At 47.4% G+C, this 15,183-nt stretch carries 17 protein-coding genes and 1 riboswitch; of the genes, 13 read left to right on the top strand and 4 right to left on the bottom strand.

Annotated features, from left to right (window positions below; all coding sequences use genetic code 11):
• The coding region (locus Q0785_RS10150; RefSeq protein ID WP_298829336.1) for a hypothetical protein at positions 1 to 186 on the bottom strand (186 nt) is incomplete at its 3' end.
• On the bottom strand, positions 143 to 325 hold the full coding sequence (locus tag Q0785_RS10145; protein WP_298829335.1) for a DUF2759 domain-containing protein: 183 nt from the start codon (positions 323 to 325) through the stop codon (positions 143 to 145). The genes Q0785_RS10145 and Q0785_RS10150, both read right to left, overlap by 44 nt.
• 151 nt (positions 326 to 476) lie before the next feature.
• Here Q0785_RS10145 and Q0785_RS10140 point away from each other — a divergent pair, with 151 nt between their 5' ends.
• Positions 477 to 1,115 (top strand): MBL fold metallo-hydrolase, encoded by a 639-nt coding sequence (locus Q0785_RS10140; protein ID WP_298829333.1) that lies wholly within the window; start codon positions 477 to 479, stop codon positions 1,113 to 1,115.
• 80 nt (positions 1,116 to 1,195) lie between these two features.
• On the opposite strand, the gene Q0785_RS10135 is transcribed toward Q0785_RS10140, so the two are convergent.
• A complete protein-coding gene (locus tag Q0785_RS10135; RefSeq protein WP_006830462.1) occupies positions 1,196 to 1,438 on the bottom strand; it encodes a DUF2626 domain-containing protein in 243 nt (80 codons plus the stop codon).
• A 315-nt stretch (positions 1,439 to 1,753) separates the two neighbouring features.
• Here Q0785_RS10135 and comGA point away from each other — a divergent pair, with 315 nt between their 5' ends.
• The 10 genes from comGA to gcvPB all read left to right on the top strand — a co-directional run bounded on the left by comGA (position 1,754) and on the right by gcvPB (position 10,337).
• The gene (comGA, locus tag Q0785_RS10130; protein ID WP_298829317.1) at positions 1,754 to 2,797 is read left to right on the top strand and encodes a competence type IV pilus ATPase ComGA; all 1,044 of its coding nucleotides are present in this window, start codon (positions 1,754 to 1,756) and stop codon (positions 2,795 to 2,797) included.
• Positions 2,751 to 3,794, top strand: coding sequence for a competence type IV pilus assembly protein ComGB (gene comGB / locus Q0785_RS10125; RefSeq protein WP_298829315.1), 1,044 nt, complete (start codon positions 2,751 to 2,753; stop codon positions 3,792 to 3,794). Before comGA ends, comGB begins: the two co-directional genes overlap by 47 nt.
• A gap of 11 nt (positions 3,795 to 3,805) precedes the next feature.
• Positions 3,806 to 4,123 carry a competence type IV pilus major pilin ComGC gene (gene comGC / locus Q0785_RS10120; RefSeq protein ID WP_298829313.1) on the top strand — a complete coding sequence of 106 codons (318 nt, stop codon included), beginning with the start codon at positions 3,806 to 3,808 and terminating at the stop codon, positions 4,121 to 4,123.
• Positions 4,105 to 4,548, top strand: coding sequence for a competence type IV pilus minor pilin ComGD (comGD, locus tag Q0785_RS10115; protein ID WP_366522834.1), 444 nt, complete (start codon positions 4,105 to 4,107; stop codon positions 4,546 to 4,548). Before comGC ends, comGD begins: the two co-directional genes overlap by 19 nt.
• A gap of 25 nt (positions 4,549 to 4,573) precedes the next feature.
• Complete coding sequence (locus Q0785_RS10110; RefSeq protein WP_298829311.1) at positions 4,574 to 4,837, top strand: hypothetical protein; 264 nt, start codon at positions 4,574 to 4,576, stop codon at positions 4,835 to 4,837.
• Positions 4,825 to 5,265, top strand: coding sequence for a competence type IV pilus minor pilin ComGF (comGF, locus tag Q0785_RS10105; RefSeq protein WP_298829309.1), 441 nt, complete (start codon positions 4,825 to 4,827; stop codon positions 5,263 to 5,265). Before Q0785_RS10110 ends, comGF begins: the two co-directional genes overlap by 13 nt.
• Before the next feature lie 203 nt (positions 5,266 to 5,468).
• Positions 5,469 to 5,981, top strand: coding sequence for a shikimate kinase (locus tag Q0785_RS10100; protein ID WP_223637853.1), 513 nt, complete (start codon positions 5,469 to 5,471; stop codon positions 5,979 to 5,981).
• 142 nt (positions 5,982 to 6,123) lie between these two features.
• A riboswitch (glycine riboswitch) is annotated at positions 6,124 to 6,215 on the top strand.
• Positions 6,216 to 6,385: 170 nt separating this feature from the next.
• Positions 6,386 to 7,486 carry a glycine cleavage system aminomethyltransferase GcvT gene (gene gcvT / locus Q0785_RS10095; RefSeq protein WP_298829305.1) on the top strand — a complete coding sequence of 367 codons (1,101 nt, stop codon included), beginning with the start codon at positions 6,386 to 6,388 and terminating at the stop codon, positions 7,484 to 7,486.
• 27 nt (positions 7,487 to 7,513) lie between these two features.
• Positions 7,514 to 8,881: an aminomethyl-transferring glycine dehydrogenase subunit GcvPA gene (gcvPA, locus tag Q0785_RS10090; RefSeq protein WP_298829303.1), complete on the top strand. Its 1,368-nt coding sequence runs from the start codon at positions 7,514 to 7,516 to the stop codon at positions 8,879 to 8,881.
• The gene (gcvPB, locus tag Q0785_RS10085) at positions 8,874 to 10,337 is read left to right on the top strand and encodes an aminomethyl-transferring glycine dehydrogenase subunit GcvPB (protein ID WP_298829301.1); all 1,464 of its coding nucleotides are present in this window, start codon (positions 8,874 to 8,876) and stop codon (positions 10,335 to 10,337) included. The genes gcvPA and gcvPB overlap by 8 nt, the downstream gene beginning before the upstream one ends.
• A gap of 412 nt (positions 10,338 to 10,749) precedes the next feature.
• Here the strand turns inward: gcvPB and Q0785_RS10080 are convergent, their stop codons facing one another.
• Positions 10,750 to 11,133 carry a rhodanese-like domain-containing protein gene (locus Q0785_RS10080; RefSeq protein ID WP_223637828.1) on the bottom strand — a complete coding sequence of 128 codons (384 nt, stop codon included), beginning with the start codon at positions 11,131 to 11,133 and terminating at the stop codon, positions 10,750 to 10,752.
• 156 nt (positions 11,134 to 11,289) lie between these two features.
• Between Q0785_RS10080 and Q0785_RS10075 the strand changes: the two genes are divergently transcribed.
• Both Q0785_RS10075 and Q0785_RS10070 read left to right on the top strand, forming a co-directional pair.
• Positions 11,290 to 12,069, top strand: a complete 780-nt coding sequence (locus Q0785_RS10075; RefSeq protein ID WP_298829356.1) for a biotin/lipoate A/B protein ligase family protein — start codon at positions 11,290 to 11,292, stop codon at positions 12,067 to 12,069.
• Between the two features lie 187 nt (positions 12,070 to 12,256).
• Positions 12,257 to 14,815 carry a vitamin B12-dependent ribonucleotide reductase gene (locus Q0785_RS10070; protein WP_298829297.1) on the top strand — a complete coding sequence of 853 codons (2,559 nt, stop codon included), beginning with the start codon at positions 12,257 to 12,259 and terminating at the stop codon, positions 14,813 to 14,815.
• Positions 14,816 to 15,183: the final 368 nt, after the last annotated feature.

Genomic DNA, 15,183 nt, shown 5'->3' with positions numbered 1-15,183 from the left:
TACCGAAGTCATCTGATCGCAGCCTAGCTGCAGGGTACCTTTTTTTATAAACTGTCCACTAAATGGGGCGCGGATCAACTGTGCCCTCTCTTTTTTTGCATGAAAAAAGCTGATGCGTTTGACGGCATCAGCTTTTTCTTGATTAATGAAGTGCTGGTGGATAACCTTGCGTGATAAGTGTAGCAATAGTGAAGCCGCCAAAAATTACAAACGTCCCAAAGTTAAAAAGAAACCCGAGGACTTCTTTGTTTTTAAGCGTTTGTATGGTGCCGACAGCTGCAAGAATTGCAATAAGTCCAAAAATAACCATTAACATCCAACTCATCGATGACACTCCCTTCAACTTAAACAGCCAGTGCCGCTTTGTTCTCTTTATATTGTAAAGATAATTCGCTGCTTTGTCGAGGACAAAAAGTGTCATTATCTTGACAGTCCTGCAATATGCGGCGTGTTATAATCGAAGGGAGGTGAAGAAGATGTTGAAAATCGACCAACTGGAGCTGGGACCTGTCCAGACCAACTGTTACATTATCTCGGACGATCGGAAGGAATGCCTGATTTTCGATCCCGGGGAAGAAAGTGCCAGAATCCATGCGCTGTTGAAAAAGAAGAACCTGAAGCCTGTAGCGATTTTGTTGACGCATGCCCATTTCGACCATATCGGAGCAGTCGATGAGATAAGGGAGCGTTATTCGATTCCGGTTTATTTGCACGATCTGGAGAAGGACTGGCTGGGCAAGCCAAATTTAAACGGTTCAGGAAAGTATGCCGCATTGCCCGATTACCGGATTAAAGACGCAGATGTCCTGCTGACAAATGAGAAGCACCTGCAGATCGGTTCTTTCCAGATGGATATTTTCCATACTCCTGGGCATTCCCCTGGCAGTGTAAGCTTTTCATTTGGCAATGAAGGATTTGCTATTGTCGGCGATACGCTGTTCCGCGGAAGCATCGGGCGCACGGATCTGATAGATGGTTCCGAGAAAAAGCTGTTGAAGTCCATCCACGACTCGCTGTTGACACTTCCTGAACATATGATCCTCTATCCAGGCCATGGCCCGGAAACGACCCCACAGCAGGAAATGAACAGCAACCCGTTCCTTAATGGCTTTTAAGCCATCAGCAAACTGTCAAAAAAAATAAAAGGTCTATTGGAGAAATCCAATAGACCTTTTATTTTTTAATTTAATTTTGATTAATGTCCAGCACCAGGAACGTGGATGAACGTAGAGTAATAAGTGAAGCCTACGAAAAATACTGTTAGATAGGCGCCAAAAATATACAAGTACATACGTTCAGAAATATTTAAGAATCCAAGAAGAACAAAAAATCCGGTGTTAGCGACCATTAATAATGATACTTCAACCATATCGCCTACATAAAAGAGAACTGCAAATATACCAGTCCACCATCCCATTAATTTAAACATATTATTCATGGGTAATCCCTCCTTTGCCACAACACAATAATCTCTTATTTATTATATAGGAAATAGAGTGAGTGTGTAAACAGCGAGTTCATCTTTCTTTGTGACAAACAGGTGGACGGCTGCAGCCGACAGATCGTTTCTGCGAAAAAGGCCCAGATCGATTCTTAAGAAGCCAAAGTCAATGGGCTCCAAAAATAGGATTTGGCGCGTATCGGGGGTTCAAATTTTTATTTTGGCGAATAATATTCCTTTCTCAAAAAGAGCCGGTTATACTATGTGGGAACAGAGAAGCAGCCTTTGTTCAAACCGAAACAGGAGGTGGATATGCAATCGATAATCGAACGCCGCTGTGTTGAACTTTTGCACGACGCGGCGAAAAATGGCACGACAGACATCCACATCAAACCCGAACCATCCTGCTACACCGTTTCTTACCGTTCGTTCCAAAACTTGCGGCAAGTGACACAACTCCCCTTTGATTTGGGTGATCGCATGATCGCTTATTTCAAATACCTATCCCTTTTAGATATGAGTGAAAGAAGAAAACCCCAAACCGGCTCATTTCAACTTCCCATCGATCAGCTATCCCATTATTTTCGAATTTCGACCTTGCCTTCCGTATTGACCAAGGAAAGCATCGTCATCCGGATCATGCCGGACGACAATACACAATCCATCCATCAACTGGCAGCTTTCCGTGACTCGGCGCGCCTGCTGGAAAAGTTGTCCGAAGCGTCCCAGGGGCTTATTTTGTTTACGGGACCAACCGGCTGCGGAAAATCGACCACTTTATATTCGTTGTTGAAACATTGTGCTGAAAAGCTGAATCGGAATATCATCACCCTTGAGGATCCGGTGGAGCGCAAAAACCAGTCCATTCTGCAGATTCAGGTGAACGAGAAAGCCGGTCTCAGCTACTCTGCAGGGTTAAAGGCGATTCTCCGGCACGACCCGGACATCATCATGATCGGAGAAATACGGGACGCTGAAACAGCCCAAATTGCGGTTCGTGCGGCCTTGACGGGGCATTTAGTCTTTTCGACCATCCATGCCAGGCATTCGGTCGGCTGTCTGCACAGATTGCGTGATCTCGGCGTGTCGTTTGAAGACATGGCCCAAACGCTGATTGCGGTGTCGGCCCAAAAGATCATTCCGATGTTTTCGGACATTGGGCAATCAGAGCCTTGCCATCGTGCCCTCTATGAAATCCTTGATGGCGAGCGGCTCGAAGAGGCTCTGCAGTCTGCGGTTTTGAAACAATCCTATACATTGCCGAGTTATTTGACGTTTGATGGACAAGTCCGGGAAGGGGTGAAGATCGGTGCGATTCAAGCTTCCTATGCACTCAGACAAGATCCGTCTTCGTGACCGCGAGCAATTCCTGACACGTCTGGCTGTCCTGATGAAAGAAGGCTACCTGCTGCCGGTAGCGCTCAGTCTGTTGCTGCCGATGCATACCACAAAGCTGCAGGAAACTTTGGACGGCATTACCGATATCTTGAAAGGTGGAGGCAATGCGGCTGAAATTCTGAAATTCTTAGGATTTAAAGACCATGTGCTGTTTCCGGTTGAAATTGCGGAATATCATGGCCGCTTGCCGGAATCGATTGACAGCATTGCAAAAAGTTTTGCGCGAACCGAACAGGTGCAGAAAAAGTTGAAGAACATTTTAATCTATCCGGTATCCCTGCTGATTTTCACTTCTGTGCTGTTCCTGTTTTTCCGCACCAGCTATGTGCCGAATCTGACCGAGATGATGGAGTCGCTTCAATCAGGAGAGGAAGGTTCAGGCGTTCCGGCCTATTTGCTGAGTCTGCCTGACTTTTTCATTGGAATTTTTGCGGCCATGGCCATTTCGGTCTATGCCTTCAGAATGCTTTTGAAGCGGCAGGCGATTCAAAAACAAATCGACTGGCTGCTTGCCATCCCAGTTCTTCGAAGCTTCATGAAGCTGTACTGGTCGCATCTGCTGGCGCGTGAACTTGGAACTTTGCTGCATAGTGGCATTTCCATGCAGGAGTCGCTCGACCTGCTGCAGCGCCAGAATTATCATAAGATCATCCAGTTCATGACACGGCTGTCCCATGAAGAATTGATGATGGGACAGACATTCTCCACATCGCTTGAACATTTTTCGTTTGTGTCCAGAGATATGCCCGCTTTTGTCCAACATGGTGAAATGACGGGTTATTTGGGGAAAGAGTTGATTCTATACAGCGAAGTGCTGATGGAGCGGATCGAGCAACAGACGCAAGCCTTGCTGCGCATTATCCAACCGAGCTTTTTCATTATAATCGCTGTCTGCATCGTAGGCGCCTATCTGGCGATTCTGATGCCGATGTATAACCTGGTCCATACCATTTGAGGAGGAAGAATATGCGCTTATTAAAAAACCAAAAAGGATTTACGTTAATTGAAATGTTGATTGTTATGCTGATCATCACTGTACTGATTGCAATTGCGATTCCCAACGTCACGAAACAATCATCGGCAGTTGATGAAAAAGGCTGCAAAGCATTTGTTCAGATGGTCCAGGGGCAGGTCGAATCTTATCGAATGGACCTGAAAGTGGTTCCGACGTTAACGGATCTGGTGTCAGAAGGGTATTTGAAAACGGGGGAAACAGATTGCCCGAACGGTGATGTCGTGACTATTTCGGTTGATGGAGTGGTGACATCCACAAAATCATCCTAAAAGAACAGGGTTTTACGCTGCTGGAGATGCTGCTGGTGCTCACTGTGCTGATGGCAATTGTCGCAATCTCAATTCCGGGTTATCAAAACCGGCTGGTCCAAAAAGAAGAACAGCGTTTTTTTGAGGTCCTGCAGCAGGACGTTTATTTCGTACAGAGCCAAAGCTACGCTTCAAAACAGACCGCAAAAATCATTTTCAGGGAACCTAAAGGAAGCTACGAAATATTCACAGATCTGCAATCGGTCGTTGTATCCAGAAAACTTCCGGATACAGTGACGTTAAAGAAAACCAGCAACCTCAATGAAATTTACTTCAATTCTAACGGCTCAGTCGTCCAGTCCGGGACATTCCATTTTGCGACGAGTAGCGGGGAAAAGACAGTAGTCGTCCATCTCGGGAAAGGGAGAGTGGTTTTTTCTGAATGACAAAGGAATTTCCTGGGCGGAAACCATGGTCAGCCTGTTCATGGTCTTCATCATTTTCGGCAGTCTGCTACCGATCATGCTCAACATGCAGCGAAATCTGGAGGAGAAAAAAGAACGCGTCAGCGCATACGAAACCCTGCATGAAGCGGCGAGGGAGATAAGTTCGACTGGTGCATCAAACGGACAGCGGACGGTCAACGGGATCGTCTACAGCTGGGAGATGGCTGGTGGGCTTTGTGTCGATTATACTGATTACAAAGGGCAAGCGGAGCGGCTATGCGCCGAATAAACCGGTTGGATGAACAAGGCTTTTCATTTATCACGTCGATATTCGACATGCTGGTGCTGCTGACGATGCTGCCGCTGATCGTATTGTTCTACAGTTTCGCACTCAGTTTTACTGAAGACCTGGATCCACACCAGGTTGAGTGGCAATTGTTCGCGATCGATCTACAGAGTTACCTGAACAACAGCGATTCGCTCGAAATCATCAATGGGGGAAGCGGAATCCGTGTTGTCCAGATGGGGGAGGAATTTGATATTGAAGTGTATACCGATATGATCCGCAAACAAAAAGATAGAAAAGGCCACGAAGTCATGTTGACCCGCGTACGGTCCTGCCATTTCTCATTGGCTGGGAATACGCTGAAGGTCCGTACTGAGTTCACCACAGGCAGCCTGGAAGAGGCGGAGTATGTTTTTACGCAGCCTCAATAACGAGAAAGGTGCCGTCTATCCCATTTCAGCCGTCTTTTTCCTGTCGGCCCTGATGCTGTTATCCCACACCCTGATGCTCTATTCCATCCAATATAAAACGTATGATGGTTTGGAAAATATGCATAGACATGCTACGATACAACTACTAATGGAAAATGAGCAAAAAAAAATACCTGAGTAGAGGTAAGTATCGGGTGGGTAGGATGAACAGAATATATTTGATTGGATTCATGGGCTGCGGGAAAAGCGCGGTCGGCAGGAGGTTGAGCTTCCTGTTAAAACTGCCCTTCTACGATATGGACAAAGAAATCGTCCGACAGACAGGGAAAACGATTCCGGAAATTTTCGAGCAGCATGGCGAAGAATATTTTCGGGAACTGGAAACGCAGTTTTTGCAAAATTTTAAAAACGATTATTGCATCATCTCCACGGGCGGCGGCGTCACCATGCGGAAAGAAAACCAGAAAATCATGAGGAATACGGGTTTGGTGTTATTTTTGGATGCGCCGTTCCGCGAAATCTGGCGACGGATTCACCGGGATCCGAATCGTCCGATTGTCCGCCAATCCACTCGTGACGAAATTGAAGCGTTGCATAAAGCACGCTACCGGGATTATAAACAAACGGCGCATATCACCATCCGGACAGAATACCGGACCTTGCGCCAGATTACGCAATACGCTGCTTTTCAAGTAAAACGTTTAAAAGGCGAATGATTTGATTTCGATAAATCAAATCATTCGCCTTTTGCCCTTCTAAAGAAAAAAGTTTGCGCTTTCTCTCTTTCAATGTTAGGATATATTCAAAGTTATACTATTCTGTATAACGGTTTGGACCAATCAATTTTGATTTGGGCGGATGATTGTATGGGGAGAGAACGCACATGCGTCGCCGAAGGAGCAAGTAACAGAAGTTATGAATCTCTCAGGCAAAAAGACTCGTACAGGACGCATCTCTGGAGAATGCTGCATGTCAGCTACCAACGAGGAAAGCCATTATGGTAAACTTTCAGGTTCCAGGACAGAGATTTCCCTTTAAAGGGAAATCTCTGTCCTTTTTTCGTGTCCAGACTCGTAGTGAAGCTGGCCGGAAGGGTTTTGAAAAATGAGGAGGAAAATCATTGGCACAGTTAAAGCGTACACCTCTGTTTGAAACGTATTCGAAATATGGTGGCAAAACAATTGATTTTGGTGGTTGGGAACTGCCTGTGCAATTTTCGAGCATCAAGGAAGAACATGAAGCGGTCAGAACAAAAGCAGGACTTTTTGATGTATCGCATATGGGTGAGATCTTCGTCACAGGAGCAGACAGTTTAGACTATCTCCAGCATCTCGTAACAAATGATGTGTCCAAAATCCAGGATGGGCAGGCGCAGTACACAGCGATGTGCTACGAAGATGGCGGTACCGTGGACGATCTATTGGTTTATAAGTTGGCCGATGAGAATTATCTATTAGTCGTTAACGCGTCCAATATCGAAAAGGATTTCGCTTGGATGGAACAGGCCAAAACAGGCAACGTGGCATTGGACAACGCTTCTGACCGTTATGGTTTATTGGCATTGCAGGGTCCTTTGGCTGAAGCAGTGCTTCAGCGCCTGACAGAGGAAGACCTTTCGGCAATCAAACCTTTCCGCTTTAAACAGGATGTCGAAGTGGCTGGACAACAGGTCATTTTATCCCGCACCGGCTATACCGGGGAAAATGGCTTTGAAATTTATGCAGCACCTGAAGCGCTGGCCGTTCTATGGGAAAAAATCTTGTCTGAAGGACAGCCGGAAGGAGTTGTTCCGGTAGGTCTTGGTGCCCGTGATACGTTGCGTTTTGAAGCGTGCCTTGCTTTGTACGGGCAGGAATTGTCAAAAGACATTACGCCTCTTGAAGCCGGGATCAACTTTGTGGTGAAATTGAAGAAAGAACAGGATTTCATCGGCAAACAAGCATTGGCCGAGCAAAAAGAAGCAGGAGTCCCGCGTAAATTGGTGGGCATTGAAATGATCGACAAAGGCATTCCACGCCATGGTTATGCGGTTTACGCAGGAGACCAAAAAATCGGAGAAGTGACTACAGGCACCCAATCGCCGACCTTGAAAAAAAACATCGGGCTGGCTTTGGTTTCAAGTGAATGGGCTGAAGTGGGAATCGAACTGGAAGTTGAAATTCGTAACAAACGATTAAAAGCGAAAACAGTGGAAACACCATTTTATAAACGATCCAACTAATCTAACTTGAAAAGGGGACAGCACTCGATGAAACATCGCTATTTACCAATGACTTCTCAAGACGAAAAAGAAATGCTGGAAACGATCGGCATCGAATCCATCGATGAATTGTTTTCGGATATCCCGGAAAAAGTTCGTTTTAAAGGCGAGTATAACATCAAAGCAGCCAAATCAGAGTCTTCATTGACAAAGGAATTGGCTCAACTCGCGGCAAAAAATGCCGACACCAACCGATATGCTTCTTTCCTTGGAGCTGGCGTATACGACCATTACAAGCCGATCATCGTGGATCATGTGATTTCGCGTTCTGAATTCTATACAGCTTATACGCCTTACCAGCCTGAGATCTCTCAGGGTGAGTTGCAGGCAATCTTCGAATTCCAGACGATGATCAGCGAATTGACGGGCATGGACATCGCCAACTCTTCCATGTATGACGGCGGAACGGCACTCGCCGAAGCTGGAATGCTCGCTGCAGGGCACACAAAACGCAAAAAAATTCTGGTATCAAATGCAGTCCATCCGGAGTCGCGTGCTGTTGTCCGCAGCTATGCGCTGGGCCAATCCATTGATGTTATTGAAATTCCATTGAAGGACGGCCATACCGATCTGGATGCATTAAAAGAGATGATCGATGAAAACGTCGCAACAGTGATGATCCAATACCCTAACTTCTTCGGACAAGTTGAAAACCTGAAGGAAATCGAACCGATCGTCCATGAAGCCGGCGCGTTATTGTCCGTCTCTTCCAATCCGTTGGCACTTGGCGCACTGACTTCCCCGGGCCAGCTCGGAGCAGATATCACAGTGGGCGATGCACAGCCTTTCGGTATTCCGGAAGCATATGGCGGGCCTCATTGCGGTTATTTCGCCGTCACGAAAAAATTGATGCGCAAAGTACCGGGCCGTTTGGTCGGCGAAACGACGGATGAAGAAGGCCGCCGGGGATTCGTGTTGACCCTGCAGGCGCGTGAACAGCATATCCGCCGCGACAAAGCGACGTCCAATATCTGCTCGAACCAAGCCTTGAATGCATTGGCTGCGTCAGTTGCCATGACGGCACTCGGCAAAGTCGGAACACAGGAAATCGCCAAACAAAATATCGTGAAAACCCATTATATGAAGCAGCAATTGAAGAAAGCGGGTCTTGAAATTGCATTTGAAGGCGCCCATTTCAATGAAATCGTCGTGAAAACAAAAGAGCCTGTCAAACAGTTGAACGACCGCTTGTTTGAAAAAGGCATGATCGGCGGCTATGATCTTGGATTGAGCTATGATGAACTCGAGGGCCATATGCTGGTTGCAGTCACTGAACAACGGACAAAAGAAGAAATCGATGCATTTGTGCAGGAAGTTGCTGCAAAAGTGCAGGAAGTGGGGGCTACTCATGCATAAGGACAACCAAGCGCTAATTTTTGAATTGACCAAAGAAGGCCGCGTTGGCTACAGCCTGCCGACGCTTGACGTACCGGAAGTCGACTTGAGTGAGCTCTTGCCGGCTGATTTGATCCGTACGGAGGCAGCTGAACTGCCTGAAGTATCGGAACTAGACATTATGCGCCATTACACAGCCTTGTCCAACCGTAACCACGGCGTGGATTCAGGTTTCTATCCACTGGGCTCCTGCACCATGAAATACAATCCGAAAATCAACGAAACCGTTGCGCGTTTCCCTGGATTCGCAAACATCCATCCATTGCAGGATGAAAAAACGGTTCAAGGAGCTCTTGCTTTGATGTTCGATCTGCAGGAGCATCTGAAAGAAATCACTGGCATGGACGAAGTTACGTTACAGCCAGCTGCGGGTGCACACGGGGAATGGACCGGATTGATGATGATCCGTGCCTACCATGAAGCGCGGGGCGACTTGAAACGAACGAAAGTTATCGTTCCCGATTCGGCACATGGTACCAATCCGGCGTCAGCGACCGTTGCTGGATTCGAAACCGTAACCGTTAAGTCAAGCGATCAGGGACTTGTAGATCTCGAAGACCTGAAGCGTGTAGTCGGAGACGATACGGCAGCATTGATGCTGACAAATCCGAATACACTTGGCTTGTTTGAAGAGCAGATCCTTGAAATGGCAGCCATCATCCACGGGGTCGGCGGCAAGTTGTATTATGACGGCGCCAACTTGAATGCAGTTATGTCAAAAGCACGTCCGGGAGACATGGGCTTTGACGTAGTTCACTTGAACCTCCACAAGACATTCACTGGACCTCACGGCGGAGGCGGACCTGGATCTGGTCCAGTCGGCGTGAAAAATGACTTGCTTCCATATTTACCGAAACCGGTATTGGTGAAAAAAGACGATGCCTATACGTTCGACTATGACCGCCCGGATTCAATCGGCCGCGTCAAGCCTTTCTACGGCAACTTCGGCATCAACGTACGTGCCTATACGTATATCCGTTCCATGGGGCCGGATGGCCTGAAGGCAGTGACGGAATATGCAGTATTGAATGCCAACTATATGATGCGCAGACTGCAGCCTCATTTCGATTTGCCGTACGACCGCCATTGCAAGCATGAATTCGTATTGAGCGGCCGACGCCAGAAAAAATTGGGTGTCCGTACATTGGATATGGCAAAACGCCTGCTTGACTTCGGCTACCATCCGCCAACGATCTACTTCCCATTGAATGTGGAGGAAGGCATGATGATCGAACCGACGGAAACTGAGTCCAAAGAAACGTTGGATGCCTTCATCGATGCGATGATCCAGATTTCCAAAGAAGTGGAAGAAAATCCTGAAATCGTCCAAAATGCACCGCATACCACGGTAATCAACCGTTTGGACGAAACGAAAGCTGCGCGCAAGCCCGTGCTTCGTTACTATAAAGACGAATAATATCTTTAAAAAGGCGTGGAAGCTGTTCAGCCTCCGCGCCTTTTTCTTATGTGCAGCAATAAAACCGATGAGCCAAATTGGAGCGTTCCGGTTATTTTTTGTGTGTCGACTTTCGTCTTGTGGTTTTCCCGTGCATTGTGCCTGGCTGAAATTGTCGTCAAATCAAACGGATAGCTGTTTAAATGGTGATGGGCAGTTGTTTGTCTCCCCAATAGTCCAGAACCCGTCAGAAACGACAGCGGACAGTTTTAGGGCGAGTTTGGGGGCCTGTGCCGATGTCCAAATGATGAGGAAGCATTTCCCGTATCGTTTTATCGCGAAGAAAAAGCTTGGAAGGTTTCACATGATTTCTTCAACGCAATCAAAGTGAGATAGAAAAGAACCCTTCCATTTCTGGAAGAGTTCTTTAAGTTTAAGCTTTGGATTTGATTTTTCCGGTCCATTGCTTGAAACCGCCCTGCAATTGGAACAAGTGGTTATAGCCTTTCTTCTTCAGGAAAATTGCGACGCGGCCGCTGCGTGCCCCGTTCTGGTCATATAAATAAACCGGCTTGTCCGAGCGGATTTCCTTATAGCGCTGACGCAATTGCGATTGGGGAATATTGCGTGCTCCCAGGATGTGGCCAGCCGCAAAATCTTTCGGCTCACGGACGTCGATCAACTGGGCTTTGCGATAGCCTTCGATAAATTGTTCCTGTGTCAGGTTAGTGACAGCTTTTTTGATGCGGAAATAAGAAATTACCGCGTAAATGATGATTGCCAGCAGTATGGCGATTGCGATGTACAGAAATTCCAATGTTCTTGCCCCTTTCTCATCTTCTTTTATTATAAAAGAAGAGATGACGGATATTCAATGCCAATGTTACACTAATTAGCGGAAATAGGAGGCGATCTTGTGAAATATCCAAAATGGGTTTTTATAAATTCAGGTGCGAGCAGCCCTTCGTTCAATATGGCCCTTGATGAAGCCTTATTGAACTGGCACAGTGAAGGATTGATTCCGCCGGTCATCCGCTTTTACAGCTGGCAGCCTGCTGCCCTATCAATCGGTTATTTTCAAAAAGTGGAAAAGGAAATTGACATGGAAGCCGTCAACCGGCTCGGTCTTGGATTTGTCCGCCGGCCGACAGGAGGCAGGGGGGTTCTCCATGAGCATGAACTTACATATAGCATCATCGTCAGTGAAGATTATCCGGATATGCCGGAAACGGTTACGGAAGCGTATCGTGTATTAAGTGAAGGTTTATTGGAAGGCTTCAAGAACTTGGGACTGGATGCTTATTTCTCTGTACCGGATACAGATGAGAAGCGGGCGGATCTGAAAAAACCGAAATCAGCTGTTTGTTTTGATGCGCCAAGCTGGTATGAAATGGTCGTCGAAGGAAAAAAAGTCGCAGGCAGTGCGCAGACACGCCAAAAAGGTGTCATTTTGCAGCATGGTGCTATACTGATAGATCTGGATGCTGAAAAGCTCCTATCGGTTTTCAAATTTTCAAGCGAACAGGCTAAAGAACGGATGCGCGCAAAAATCCCTGAAAAAGCGGTGTCGATCAACTCCCTGCGCGAGGAGCCCGCTACAGCTGAAGAATGCGTCCGGGCATTCAAGTCTGGATTTGAGCAGGCGCTGTCCATCGATCTGCAACCTTATCATTTGTCTGAGCAGCAACTGGCAGATGTCAAGGCTTTGGAAGAAAAAAAATACGCCAATGCTGAGTGGAATTTCCGGGCGTGAGAGTCTTTTGGCTCATTTTAGAGATTTCCAAAGATGGAAACGCTGGTAAATAAAGCTTTCCATCACATGAAAAATTTCCATCAGAAAATTGTTATTGAAAAGAAGTTTCAACATGTAGTATGCTGGGAATTGAAGTAATACTATATATAGTATCTAACTCCATATAACACGAAGGAGGAATTGTCAAATGGTTTCCGCCACACAATCCCAGTATTCATTGAATTCAAGAGCGTTAAACGAAGATATCGAAACGTTCCCGCAAGTGCACGCAATTACTCCGGATATGAAATTGACGCATAAAGGTGTATCACGCCTCGTGATGATCGACCGTTATTCTTTTAAGGATACGGAGAAAAAGACGCTCAAGGCAGGCGATTTCGTCGTCTTGACTGTCAAAGAAGATCCGAAATTCCCGGCACGTGGACTCGGCTATATCGTTTCCATCGATAAGCAGTCCAATAAAGCGCAGGTCTGGATCGAGGAAGATTACAGAAGCGCAATCGACAAACCGGAAGAGCAGCAGGCTGGCATCGTCAATCGTCCGATCGAAGTGATTGAGAAGCCGCTTGAAGTGTTTTACGAGCAGATTGCGAAACGTAATGCAACAGGCCTTGCGTCAGTCGAGAAAACTCCGGAAAAACGTCAGGAGTGGTTCGAGAAATTCTACCAGCAATTGGTTGGATTGAAATTCATTCCCGCTGGCCGTGTACTGTATGGAGCAGGCGCAGATACCGACGTGACGTATTTCAACTGTTACGTTATGCCGTTTGTAGCAGATTCACGCGAAGGCATTTCCGATCACCGCAAACAGGTGATGGAAATCATGAGCCGCGGCGGCGGTGTCGGCACCAATGGTTCGACACTTCGTCCGCGCAACACATTGGCTCGCGGAGTCAACGGCAAATCGTCTGGTTCTGTTTCCTGGTTGGATGATATCGCTAAACTGACGCATCTTGTCGAGCAGGGTGGTTCACGCCGCGGAGCACAGATGATCATGCTTGCCGACTGGCATCCGGATATCGCGGAATTCATCATCTCGAAAATGCAGAATCCACGCATTTTGCGTTATTTGATCGAAAATACCGAAGATGAGACCATCAAGAAATTGGCTCATGATAAATTGAAATTCAAGCCTTTGACAGAGCAGGAAGAAGCGATGTACCAAGGGATTCTGAATTACCGTGCGATTCCTGGAATGGGCGGATTCAACGAGAAAATCATGCGTGATGCGGAAACGAAGTTGCGGGATGGCGGAACTTATACAGTCCATAACGAAGAATTTTTGACAGGCGCCAATATCTCAGTCACTTTGACAAGCGACTTCATGACAGCAGTCGAAAACGATGCGGATTTCGACCTTCGTTTCCCGGCTGTAGAATCTTATTCCAAAGAAGAGATGGCTATCTACAATCAACAGTGGCAGGAAGTCGGCGATGTTCGTGAATGGGAACGCATGGGCCACGGTGTACGTGTTTACCGTACAATGAAAGCGCGGGAGCTATGGAACCTGATCAATATCTGTGCGACCTACTCAGCGGAGCCAGGCATTTTCTTTATCGATAACGCCAATGAAAAAACAAATGCTGCAGCTTACGGACAAAAAGTCGTTGCAACGAACCCTTGCGGCGAACAGCCTTTGGCACCTTATTCCGTCTGTAACCTGGCTGCAGTCAACTTGGCTCAGTTCGCAGATCCGAAGACGAAGCAAGTCGATTTTGAATCTTTGAAGGAAACGGTACGTGTCGGTGTCCGTATGCAGGACAATGTCATCGATGCAACTCCATACTTCCTTGAGGAAAACGAAGTACAGGCACTTGGAGAACGCCGTGTTGGGCTTGGCGTAATGGGCCTTGCTGATCTGTTGATCTATTGCGACAAGGAATATGGATCTCCGGAAGGCAATGAGCTTGTGGATGAGATTTTCAAGACAATCGCTACTGCAGCTTATGAGGTTTCGACTGACTTGGCAGCAGAACGCGGCAGTTTCCCATTCCTAGTCGGCAAAACCGATGATGAAACAGCGGCACTCCGCAAAGCTTTCACAGAAACCGGATTTATGCAGGATATGCCGGAACACGTCCGTGAAGCGATCCTGGAAAAAGGCATCCGTAATTCACATCTATTGACGGTGGCGCCAACAGGATCTACCGGAACAATGGTAGGCGTCTCGACCGGACTGGAACCTTATTATTCATTCACCTACTACCGCAGCGGCCGCCTCGGGAAATTCATCGAGGTCAAAGCTGACATCGTCAGTGAATACTTGAAGAATAATCCCGAAGCGGACGAAGAGAACTTGCCGAAGGCATTCGTTACATCGATGGATTTGGCGCCGGAAGCACACGCGGATGTTCAATGCATCATCCAGCGCTGGATCGATTCCTCGATCTCGAAAACCGTCAATGCACCACGCGGCTACACAGTCGAACAGGTGGAAGGCGTATATGAGCGTCTGTATAAAGGCGGAGCAAAAGGCGGTACAGTATATGTCGACGGCAGCCGGGACTCACAGGTTCTGACACTGAAAGCTGAAGACAATACCTTTGAAGAAGAGGATCAGCCGGAAGAAACTAGCAAGCGTCCGATCGTCCTGATCGACACGATCCAGGATCTCCGTTCAACCAATGTAACGATCGGTTCTGAAGTGGGCGATACATGCCCAGTCTGCCGTAAAGGTACAGTGGAAGAAATGGGCGGCTGCAATACCTGCACCAACTGCAACGCTCAATTGAAATGCGGATTATAAGATGAAAAGCGCGATGGCCGAGCAGCCATCGCGCTTTTTTTATGCATTGATTTAATGGAGCTGATTTAAGGTTTGGGTCATAAGCCAGCCCAGCTGCGTGGCAAAGTGCGCTATACTGCTGATCTGTCTTATGCCTGTCGGTTCTGAACAGGCGCTTCCGCATTTCTTGTTGTCCAGCTGCAGCAGCCAGCCCCTCGAGTCGCTTCAGGCTCACCAACAATGGCAAAGGGCGCCATTACCGGTGAGCCTTCCAGCGCTAGTCGGGGCTAAACGGCTGCTTCCGCTTTTCAGTGTCCAGCTGCAGCAGCCAGCCCCTCGAGTCGCTTCAGGCTCACCGACAATGGCAAAGGGCGCCATTACCGGTGAGC

The organism is uncultured Planococcus sp. (assembly GCF_947501725.1).
In the GTDB taxonomy this organism is placed as follows: Bacteria; Bacillota; Bacilli; order Bacillales_A; family Planococcaceae; genus Planococcus; species Planococcus donghaensis_C.
Note: the sequence above shows the minus strand (reverse complement) of the source record. Positions and strands in the feature narration are given on the sequence as shown.

Excerpts from the sequence above, each read along its gene's own strand:
- Q0785_RS10075 (WP_298829356.1), top strand. The coding sequence starts at position 11,290 with ATGGCCCTTGATGAAGCCTTATTGAACTGGCACAGTGAAGGATTGATT.
- Q0785_RS10070 (WP_298829297.1), top strand. The coding sequence starts at position 12,257 with ATGGTTTCCGCCACACAATCCCAGTATTCATTGAATTCAAGAGCGTTA.
- gcvPB (WP_298829301.1), top strand. The coding sequence starts at position 8,874 with ATGCATAAGGACAACCAAGCGCTAATTTTTGAATTGACCAAAGAAGGC.
- comGA (WP_298829317.1), top strand. The coding sequence starts at position 1,754 with ATGCAATCGATAATCGAACGCCGCTGTGTTGAACTTTTGCACGACGCG.
- Q0785_RS10100 (WP_223637853.1), top strand. The coding sequence starts at position 5,469 with ATGAACAGAATATATTTGATTGGATTCATGGGCTGCGGGAAAAGCGCG.
- comGC (WP_298829313.1), top strand. The coding sequence starts at position 3,806 with ATGCGCTTATTAAAAAACCAAAAAGGATTTACGTTAATTGAAATGTTG.
- gcvPA (WP_298829303.1), top strand. The coding sequence starts at position 7,514 with ATGAAACATCGCTATTTACCAATGACTTCTCAAGACGAAAAAGAAATG.
- Q0785_RS10110 (WP_298829311.1), top strand. The coding sequence starts at position 4,574 with ATGGTCAGCCTGTTCATGGTCTTCATCATTTTCGGCAGTCTGCTACCG.
- Q0785_RS10145 (WP_298829335.1), bottom strand. The coding sequence starts at position 325 with ATGAGTTGGATGTTAATGGTTATTTTTGGACTTATTGCAATTCTTGCA.
- Q0785_RS10135 (WP_006830462.1), bottom strand. The coding sequence starts at position 1,438 with ATGAATAATATGTTTAAATTAATGGGATGGTGGACTGGTATATTTGCA.
- comGF (WP_298829309.1), top strand. The coding sequence starts at position 4,825 with ATGCGCCGAATAAACCGGTTGGATGAACAAGGCTTTTCATTTATCACG.
- Q0785_RS10140 (WP_298829333.1), top strand. The coding sequence starts at position 477 with ATGTTGAAAATCGACCAACTGGAGCTGGGACCTGTCCAGACCAACTGT.